The sequence below is a fragment of the Amycolatopsis sp. NPDC051128 genome (assembly GCF_040682715.1).
Taxonomy (GTDB): Bacteria; Actinomycetota; Actinomycetes; order Mycobacteriales; family Pseudonocardiaceae; genus Amycolatopsis.
The window spans coordinates 65,481-72,003 of sequence record NZ_JBFBBN010000052.1; the positions used below are offsets into that span (position 1 = coordinate 65,481).

Annotated in this window: 4 protein-coding genes; 2 read left to right on the forward strand and 2 right to left on the reverse strand. The window is 68.2% G+C overall.

Features of this window, described 5'->3' with window-relative positions; translation table 11 throughout:
* Nucleotides 1–3,795 carry a DNA topoisomerase (ATP-hydrolyzing) gene (locus AB0M82_RS37000; protein WP_364732332.1) on the forward strand — a complete coding sequence of 1,265 codons (3,795 nt, stop codon included), beginning with the start codon at nt 1–3 and terminating at the stop codon, nt 3,793–3,795.
* A 67-nt stretch (nt 3,796–3,862) separates the two neighbouring features.
* Here AB0M82_RS37000 and AB0M82_RS37005 read toward each other — a convergent pair whose 3' ends face one another.
* Both AB0M82_RS37005 and AB0M82_RS37010 read right to left on the reverse strand, forming a co-directional pair.
* Nucleotides 3,863–4,255 (reverse strand): VOC family protein, encoded by a 393-nt coding sequence (locus tag AB0M82_RS37005; protein WP_364732335.1) that lies wholly within the window; start codon nt 4,253–4,255, stop codon nt 3,863–3,865.
* A 111-nt stretch (nt 4,256–4,366) separates the two neighbouring features.
* Entirely contained in the window at nt 4,367–5,653 is a 1,287-nt protein-coding gene (locus tag AB0M82_RS37010) for a family 1 glycosylhydrolase (protein WP_364732338.1), read from the reverse strand.
* A gap of 267 nt (nt 5,654–5,920) precedes the next feature.
* On the opposite strand from AB0M82_RS37010, the gene AB0M82_RS37015 reads away from it, so the two are divergent.
* On the forward strand, nt 5,921–6,412 hold the full coding sequence (locus tag AB0M82_RS37015) for a DinB family protein (protein WP_364732341.1): 492 nt from the start codon (nt 5,921–5,923) through the stop codon (nt 6,410–6,412).
* Nucleotides 6,413–6,523: the final 111 nt, after the last annotated feature.

Here is a 6,523-nt window from a genome sequence, read left to right on the forward strand (position 1 = left end):
GTGGCACGCCGCAAGGGCACCACCACCAAGGTCGATCCCAGCGCGTTCGACCGGGCCGGTGCGCAGGTCTTCGACAACTCGCTGAAGACCGAAATCGAAGACTCGTACCTGGAGTACGCGTATTCGGTCATCCATTCGCGTGCCCTGCCGGACGCGCGGGACGGGCTGAAGCCGGTGCACCGCCGGATCCTGTTCTCCATGCACGAGCAGGGTTACCGGCCCACGCACGCGTATGTGAAGTCGTCCCGCGTCGTCGGCGACTGCTTCGTGCGCGGTGCGCTGGTGTCGACCCCGGACGGACTGCGGCCGATCGAAGAGATCGAGATCGGCGACCAGGTCCTCGACAGCCGGGGCCAAGCCGTTCCCGTCACCGAGGTCTATGAGAACCCGGTCTCCGAACTCGTCCGCGTCACCTGGTCGAACGGGCACACGATGCTCGTCACACCAGGACAGCGGTTTCGGACCGTGACGGAAGACTCGACCTTGACCTGGACGGACGCCCGCGACCTCACCGGGCGGCTGACTCTCGGTCATGGAAGCGTGCGCAGGGAAGAGCGGCCTGCCGAGGGCGGGGATCTCTACGGGTACCTGCTCGGCCTGATCGTCGCCGAGGGATTCGCGGTCGACCGGTCCCGAGACGCGGACGGCCGGGTCCGGATCCACATGTGCGACACGGAACCGCTGGACGCCGTGGACAAGTGGGCGACGGCCGCCGGAATGACCGTGTATCGGGGTAAACGTACCGCCACGAAGCCCGGATATCGCGACCAGCACATTCTCACGTTCGCCAGGCACGATGGCCTGCTGGCCGCGGGAACCCCGCACAGCGACGCGAAGGTGGTTCCGCCGGAGGTCCTTCGGGATCGCTCTGCCTGGGCGCCGTTCCTGGCGGGTCTGTTCGACGGTGACGGCTACATCCGCAAGAACCATCGCGAGATCGTCTACGTGAGCACGAGCGAGGCACTGGTCAGGCAGGTCTACGCGATGCTCGCGGACCTCGGGATCCACGGTCACCACTGGACCAATCCGAAGCCGAACGGCCACAAGACCTTGCTCGGTCTCTCGGTGAGCGGGTCCGACGCCGCGGCACTGGCCGGCATCCTGGCGCCGTGGATCACGATCGGCTACAAGAAGAGCGATCTGCGAAAGCTCATGGAGATCACCTACGCCTACGGCGGCAAACAGGGCAACGACCGGTTGCCCGCCAGGGGCGTCATGGCCGAATTCTCGGCCGCCCACGTCGGCGGCGGTTGGTTCCGCGACAGCGAAGGAACTGCTTTCCGCGCCTCGTTGTCCGCGGTGAGCGGGGCGAAGGTCCGCTACGGCAAGGACCGGCACGGCATCGCGCTGGCCGATCGCTCGTTCCCGCTCGGGCGGGCGCACCAGGACGGCTGGATCGAAAAGTTGCGGCGGATCGGCTCACCGCTCGCCGACCGGCTCGACGCGCTGAGGGGATTCTCGTTCCTCGAAGTGGTGTCGGTCGAGCGCGTCGCGCCGGACGTCACCTACGACATCCAGGTCGGCACCGAAGCCCACGAATTCGTGGTCGAAGGGTTCGCCGTCCACAACTGCATGGGCAAGTACCACCCGCACGGCGACACCGCGATCTACGACGCGATGGTCCGCCTGGCTCAGGACTTCTCCCTCAACGCGCCGCTGATCGACGGGCACGGCAACTTCGGCAGCCCGGACGACGGCCCGGCTGCTTCGCGGTACACCGAAGCGCGGATGTCGCCCGAGGCGATGCAGCTGGTCGGCGAACTCGGCGAGGACACCGTCGACTTCCGGCCCAACTACGACGGCTCCCTCGAAGAGCCGTCCGTGCTGCCGGCGGCGTTCCCGAACCTGCTGGTCAACGGCACGTCCGGGATCGCGGTCGGGATGGCGACCAACATGATCCCGCACAACCTCGGCGAGGTCGTCGCCGCGGCGCGGTGGCTGATCACGCACCCGAGCGCGACGCTCGACAAGCTGATGGAGTTCGTGCCCGGACCCGACCTGCCGACCGGCGGCAAGCTGCTGGGCCTCGACGAGGTGCGCCGCGCCTACGAGACCGGCCGCGGCGTGGTCCGGATGCGCGCGAGCGTCGAGACCGGTCCGCTGGAGGGCAGCCGCGGGCGGCAGGCGATCACCGTCACCGAGCTGCCCTACGGCGTCGGGCCGGAGAAGGTGATCGAGAAGATCACCGACGAGGTCAACAAGTCCAAGCGGCTCACCGGCATCGCCGACGTGAAGGACCTCACCGACCGCGAGAACGGCACGCGGCTGGTCATCGAGTGCAAGGTCGGCGTCAACCCGCAGGCGCTGCTGGCCGACCTCTACCGGCTCACGCCGCTGGAGCAGTCGTTCGGCATCAACAACCTGGTGCTCGTCGACGGCCAGCCGCAGACCCTCGGGTTGAAGGAGCTGCTGGAGGTCTTCCTCCAGCACCGCTACGACGTCGTCACGCGGCGGACGAAGTACCGGCGCCGCAAGCGCGAAGAGCGGCTGCACCTGGTCGACGGCCTGCTGATCGCGCTGCTGAACATCGACAAGGTGATCAAGCTGATCCGCGAGAGCGAGAACGCGCAGGCCGCGAAGGACGGCCTGATGACGCGCTTCAAGCTCTCGGAGATCCAGGCGACGTACATCCTCGACACGCCGCTGCGCCGGCTCACCAAGTACGACCGGCTGGAGCTGGAGTCGGAGCAGGAGCGGCTGCGCGCGGAGATCGCGGAGCTGACCAAGATCCTCGACGACGATTCGGTGCTGAAGAAGCTCGTCTCGTCGGAGCTGGCGAAGATCGCGAAGGACTTCCCGACCGAGCGCCGCACCTCGCTGATCGACGGCGATCTGAAGGAAGTCCTGGCCGCGTCGAAGCCGTCCGGGCCGCTGGAGGTCGCGGACGACCCGTGCCAGGTCATCCTGTCGGCGACCGGTCTGGTGGCGCGCACCGCGGCGGAGTCCGAGGAGTCGACGGAGACGCGTCGCCGCAACGGCCGTGTGAAGCACGACGCGGTGGCGGCGCTGGTGCACACGACGGCGCGGGGGCAGGTGCTGCTGGTGACCAGCCGCGGCCGGGCGTTCAAGACGGACGTGCTGCCGTTGCCGGTGCTGCCCGAGCAGGCGGGCACGGTGTCGCTGCGCGGCGGCATGGCGGCTCGCGAGCTGGTCCCGTTGGACAAGGGTGAGAAGGTCGTCGGAATCGCCCCGCTGGGCGAGCAGGCGGCCGGGTCGCCGGGACTGGCGCTGGGCACTCGCGCCGGAGTCGTCAAGGTGTGTTCGCCGGAGTGGCCGGTCCGCTCGGACGAGTTCGAAGTGATCTCGTTGAAGGACGGCGACGAGGTCATCGGCGCGACGTGGCTGACGGACGGCTCGGAGACGCTGGCGTTCGTGTCGTCGGAGGCGTCGTTGCTGAAGTACGCGGCGTCGCTGGTGCGGCCCCAGGGGCTGAAGGGCGGCGGCATGGCGGGCATCAACCTGACGGCGGGAGCCTCGGCGGTGTTCTTCGGCGCGGTCCGCACGGACGACGACGAGCACGGCGAGCCGATGGTGATCACCTCGACGGGCCAGAGCGTGAAGGTGACCCCGTTCAGCGAGTACCCGGCCAAGGGCCGCGCGACGGGCGGGGTCAGGGCACAGCGGTTCCTGAAGGGCGAGACGGCATTGAGCGTGGCTTGGATCGGCCCGCGCCCGGCGGGCGCGGCGCGCAACGGCGACCCGGTGGAACTGCCGGAGATCGACGTCCGCCGCGACGGTTCCGGCCACGCCCACCCCGGCCCGGACGTGGTAGGCCACCTCATCGAGCGCGACTGAGGTTTTCGCGGGAGGTTTTCGCGGGACCGGTGATGGGTTGTGGTGGTGCACCACCACAACCCACCGCCTAGTACTCGGCGTAGATCTCGATCACGTTGTCTTCGGGATCGCGAAAGAACAGCGTCCGGTGGCGCCAGTCGGGCAAGTCGGTGGGGCCCCTGAGGATTTCCACGCCCTTCGCGACCAGTTCCGCGTGGCAGGCGTCCACGGCGGGAGGAGGCACGCGGAAAGCGAGCTGGACGGCCACGGACCCCGATACCGAGGGACCATCGTCCCAGGCCGGCCCGCGTCCCCTCGGCCGCAGCGTCAGCAAGGTGGCACCGATCCGGAAACTCACCCAGTTCTCCAGGTCTTGCTCGACCGGAAAGCCCATCACGTCCTCATAGAAGGCTCTCGTCTCCTTCAGCTTCCTGCAGAGCAGGACCGTGTAGTCGAAGGTGCGGATTTGCTTGATGCTCAATCCCGTGAACCCCAGTTCTGGTATGGGCCGTTCTCGTGGCGACCGCTGGGAAAGCATAGCCGCGGCCGGCAAGTTCCAATATTGCGCAGACCCGCAGGTCAGCGGCGGAAATCAGCCCAGCGGGACCAGTGGCCCGGGATACCGCGCCGGGTCGAGGCAGCTGCTCAGCCCGTCCACGACCGAGCAGAACCCCGGCGGCCGCACCGGCGTGTAACCGGCCGGGACCCCGTGGCCGGCGATCAACTGCCGGTACGCCGCGACGGCGTCGGTCGGCCGCCGCGTCAGTGCCGGGTCGGTCAGGGCGTCCACTGTGTACAGTCCGAAGCGCGGCTGGTAGCTGCCCCACTCGTAGTTGTCGGTGAGGCTCCAGTAGTTGTAGCCGATCACGTTCATGCCGTCGGCCTTCGCGCGCTGCACCCAGTAGATGTGGTCGCGCAGGTGGTTCGAGCGCGAGTAGCCGTCGGGGCGCGCGTTGCCGTTGTCGGTCGGCATCCCGTTCTCGACGACGTACAGCGGCAGGCCGGGGAACTTCCGCGCGTAGTACTTCAGCGCGTAGTAGATGCCGTCCGGCTGCGGGGTCACCTTCCAGAACTCGCCGTTGGCCGCGTGCGCCGCGCTGATGTTGTCGAGGCTGGCGCCGTAGTAGTAGTCGACGCCGGCGAAGTCCAGCTTGTCTCGCACGTGGTCGAGGAACGACGCGTCGAGCACGCCCTGCACGGCCGGGATGAAGGCCGTGTTGCTGGACACGAGCGCGCCCGGATCCGATGAGTGGATCAGGTCGTAGGCGGCGCGGTGCGCCTGGACCATGCGCGACAGCATCCACGGCGACTTCCACGCGGCGAGCCCGCCGTTGCTGATCTCCTGCTGCAGGTAGACCGTCGGCTCGTTGATCGTGATCCACAGCGCGCCGAGACCCTTGTAGCGCTCGACGACGCGGCGGGCGTTGGCGAGCCAGGCGTCGCGCGTGCGGTCGGTGTCCCAGCCGCCCTGGTCGACGATCCAGCCAGGGTAGACCCAGTGGTCGAGGGTGATCATCGGCCGCATCCCGGCGGCCCGGACGTGCCGGACGACGTCGTCGTAGTACGCGAGTTCGGCCTGGTCGACCTGCCCGGGACGCGGCTCGATCCGGGCCCACTCGACGCTGAAGCGGAACACGTTCACGCCCAGCTGCTTCGCCCGGTCGATGTCCTCGGCGTAGTGATGCCGGAAGTCCGCGGCTTCGCGGTAGGGCTCCTTGATGGAGGACGTCTTCGCCTGCTCGTAGCGGCGCCAGTTGCTGTCGGGCGCCGACCCCTCCGACTGGTAGCCCGACGTCGCCACGCCCCAGAAGAACGGCGGCGCCGTGGCGGCGGTCGCGGGCGTCAACCCGGCCAGCATCGCTGTGAGCAGCGTCAACACCGCTGAGATTGCTCGTTTTCCGCGCACCACGGCACCTTCCTCAGCCAACATGAAGAGCATTCACGTTAGCCGAGGAGGTGCCATGCCGCATCCGCCGAAAGGCTAGGCGACCTTGAACGACTGAGCGGCGCGTCCGCGGTGGACGATCCGGGCGTCGGCGCTTTCGACCATGGCAGCTGGTCCAGACCTCCGCACGATCTCGGGTACCAATCAGCGGGATTACGCTTCAGGTCATCTCCTGACCTAGTTCGGTTCTACGGTGCCACCATGACTCGCGAACACGAAGAACTCCTCGGCCTGCTGGCGGAGGTCCGGGAGCGCCTGCTGATCCCGGTCCGCGGCCTCACCGACGCGGAGGCGGCCAAGCGCACGACGGTCAGCGAGCTCACCCTGGGCGGCTTGGTCCGCCACCTCGCGACGGGCGAGCGCCTGTGGCTGCAGGTGCTGCGCAACGCCGACGGCGCCCTGCCGGACGGAATGCTGGACACGGCGCAGTACTCGATGAGCGAGACGTTGTCGTACTGGCTCTCGGCCTACGCGACCGCCGCGGCGGAGACGGACGAGTACGTGGCTTCGCTGCCTTCGCTGGACGTTTCGGTGCGACTGCCGACGACTCCGTGGTCACCCCCGGAACCACGGTTCTGGTCGGCCCGCCGGATCGTGCTGCACCTGATCCACGAGACGGCCCAGCACGCGGGCCACGCGGACATCATCCGCGAGTCCCTGGACGGCGCGAACTCCACCGCCCAGCTCGCCTGACCCAAACGCCCAAGGCCGGGTAGTCAAGGATTCCTCTGCCGCGCAAGCGGTCAACGGAAAGGCCGTGAATGGCCCATTGAGGGACTCTATGTCCCTCAATGGGCCATTCAC